Origin of the sequence: Streptomyces sp. NPDC093546 (assembly GCF_044765045.1) — a bacterium.
Taxonomy (GTDB): domain Bacteria; phylum Actinomycetota; class Actinomycetes; order Streptomycetales; family Streptomycetaceae; genus Streptomyces.
In genome coordinates this window covers 2,031-5,224 of the sequence record NZ_JBIWJG010000033.1, presented here as the reverse complement: position 1 = coordinate 5,224, position 3,194 = coordinate 2,031, and the positions used below count along the sequence as shown (strand labels likewise).

Genomic DNA, 3,194 nt, shown 5'->3' with positions numbered 1-3,194 from the left:
ACACAGTGGACGCGAGCAACTGAGGACAAGCCCTCGGCCTATTAGTACCGGTCAACTCCACCTATTACTAGGCTTCCATATCCGGCCTATCAACCCAGTCGTCTACTGGGAGCCTTACCCTCTCAAGGAGGTGGGAATACTCATCTCGAAGCAGGCTTCCCGCTTAGATGCTTTCAGCGGTTATCCCTCCCGAACGTAGCCAACCAGCCATGCCCTTGGCAGAACAACTGGCACACCAGAGGTTCGTCCGTCCCGGTCCTCTCGTACTAGGGACAGCCCTTCTCAATATTCCTACGCGCACAGCGGATAGGGACCGAACTGTCTCACGACGTTCTAAACCCAGCTCGCGTACCGCTTTAATGGGCGAACAGCCCAACCCTTGGGACCGACTCCAGCCCCAGGATGCGACGAGCCGACATCGAGGTGCCAAACCATCCCGTCGATATGGACTCTTGGGGAAGATCAGCCTGTTATCCCCGGGGTACCTTTTATCCGTTGAGCGACGGCGCTTCCACAAGCCACCGCCGGATCACTAGTCCCGACTTTCGTCCCTGCTCGACCCGTCGGTCTCACAGTCAAGCTCCCTTGTGCACTTACACTCAACACCTGATTGCCAACCAGGCTGAGGGAACCTTTGGGCGCCTCCGTTACTCTTTAGGAGGCAACCGCCCCAGTTAAACTACCCATCAGACACTGTCCCTGATCCGGATCACGGACCCAGGTTAGACATCCAGCACGACCAGAGTGGTATTTCAACGACGACTCCACCTGAACTGGCGTCCAAGCTTCACAGTCTCCCACCTATCCTACACAAGCCGAACCGAACACCAATATCAAACTGTAGTAAAGGTCCCGGGGTCTTTCCGTCCTGCTGCGCGAAACGAGCATCTTTACTCGTAGTGCAATTTCACCGGGCCTATGGTTGAGACAGTCGAGAAGTCGTTACGCCATTCGTGCAGGTCGGAACTTACCCGACAAGGAATTTCGCTACCTTAGGATGGTTATAGTTACCACCGCCGTTTACTGGCGCTTAAGTTCTCAGCTTCGCCGACCCGAAAGTCGGCTAACCGGTCCCCTTAACGTTCCAGCACCGGGCAGGCGTCAGTCCGTATACATCGCCTTACGGCTTCGCACGGACCTGTGTTTTTAGTAAACAGTCGCTTCTCGCTGGTCTCTGCGGCCACCCCCAGCTCGAGCAGCAAGTGCTCTCACCAGTGATGGCCCCCCTTCTCCCGAAGTTACGGGGGCATTTTGCCGAGTTCCTTAACCATAGTTCACCCGAACGCCTCGGTATTCTCTACCTGACCACCTGAGTCGGTTTAGGGTACGGGCCGCCATGAAACTCGCTAGAGGCTTTTCTCGACAGCATAGGATCATCCACTTCACCACAATCGGCTCGGCATCAGGTCTCAGCCTCAATGTGTGACGGATTTGCCTATCACACGGCCTACACCCTTACCCCGGGACAACCACCGCCCGGGCTGGACTACCTTCCTGCGTCACCCCATCGCTTACCTACTACAGGTCTGGTCCGTCGGCTCCACCACTTTCCTTTCCCCGAAGGGTCCGGAACGGCTTCACGGACTTAGCATCGCCTGGTTCGATACTGGGCGTTTCAAAGCGGGTACCGGAATATCAACCGGTTGTCCATCGACTACGCCTGTCGGCCTCGCCTTAGGTCCCGACTTACCCTGGGCAGATCAGCTTGACCCAGGAACCCTTAGTCAATCGGCGCACACGTTTCTCACGTGTGTATCGCTACTCATGCCTGCATTCTCACTCGTGAACCGTCCACAACTCGCTTCCGCGGCTGCTTCACCCGGCACACGACGCTCCCCTACCCATCCATACTCCCGTTGGGGATATGTGTATGAATGACACGACTTCGGCGGTACGCTTGAGCCCCGCTACATTGTCGGCGCGGAATCACTTGACCAGTGAGCTATTACGCACTCTTTCAAGGGTGGCTGCTTCTAAGCCAACCTCCTGGTTGTCTCTGCGACTCCACATCCTTTCCCACTTAGCGTACGCTTAGGGGCCTTAGTCGATGCTCTGGGCTGTTTCCCTCTCGACCATGGAGCTTATCCCCCACAGTCTCACTGCCGCGCTCTCACTTACCGGCATTCGGAGTTTGGCTAAGGTCAGTAACCCGGTAGGGCCCATCGCCTATCCAGTGCTCTACCTCCGGCAAGAAACACACGACGCTGCACCTAAATGCATTTCGGGGAGAACCAGCTATCACGGAGTTTGATTGGCCTTTCACCCCTAACCACAGGTCATCCCCCAGGTTTTCAACCCTGGTGGGTTCGGTCCTCCACGAAGTCTTACCTCCGCTTCAACCTGCCCATGGCTAGATCACTCCGCTTCGGGTCTAGAGCGTGCAACTCAATCGCCCTATTCGGACTCGCTTTCGCTACGGCTTCCCCACACGGGTTAACCTCGCTACACACCGCTAACTCGCAGGCTCATTCTTCAAAAGGCACGCAGTCACGAGGATGGAGCAAGCTCCATCCCGACGCTCCCACGGCTTGTAGGCACACGGTTTCAGGTACTATTTCACTCCGCTCCCGCGGTACTTTTCACCATTCCCTCACGGTACTATCCGCTATCGGTCACCAGGGAATATTTAGGCTTAGCGGGTGGTCCCGCCAGATTCACACGGGATTTCTCGGGCCCCGTGCTACTTGGGTGTCTCTTAAACGAGCCGTTGATGTTTCAGCTACGGGGGTCTTACCCTCTACGCCGGACCTTTCGCATGTCCTTCGCCTACATCAACGGTTTCTGACTCGTCTCACAGCCGGCAGACTGTGACAAAGAGATCCCACAACCCCGCATGCGCAACCCCTGCCGGGTATCACACGCATACGGTTTGGCCTCATCCGGTTTCGCTCGCCACTACTCCCGGAATCACGGTTGTTTTCTCTTCCTGAGGGTACTGAGATGTTTCACTTCCCCTCGTTCCCTCCACATGCCCTATGTGTTCAGGCATGGGTGACAGCCCATGACGACTGCCGGGTTTCCCCATTCGGAAACCCCCGGATCAAAGCCTGGTTGACGGCTCCCCGGGGACTATCGTGGCCTCCCACGTCCTTCATCGGTTCCTGGTGCCAAGGCATCCACCGTGCGCCCTTAAAAACTTGGCCACAGATGCTCGCGTCCACTGTGCAGTTCTCAAGCAACGACCAGCCACCCAT

The 3,194-nt window shown here is 56.6% G+C and carries 1 rRNA gene; it reads right to left on the bottom strand.

Annotation, left to right across the window (positions count from 1 at the left end):
- Positions 1-21 precede the first annotated feature (21 nt).
- Positions 22-3,143 (bottom strand): 23S ribosomal RNA (locus ACIRNI_RS31895).
- Between the last annotated feature and the right edge of the window lie 51 nt (positions 3,144-3,194).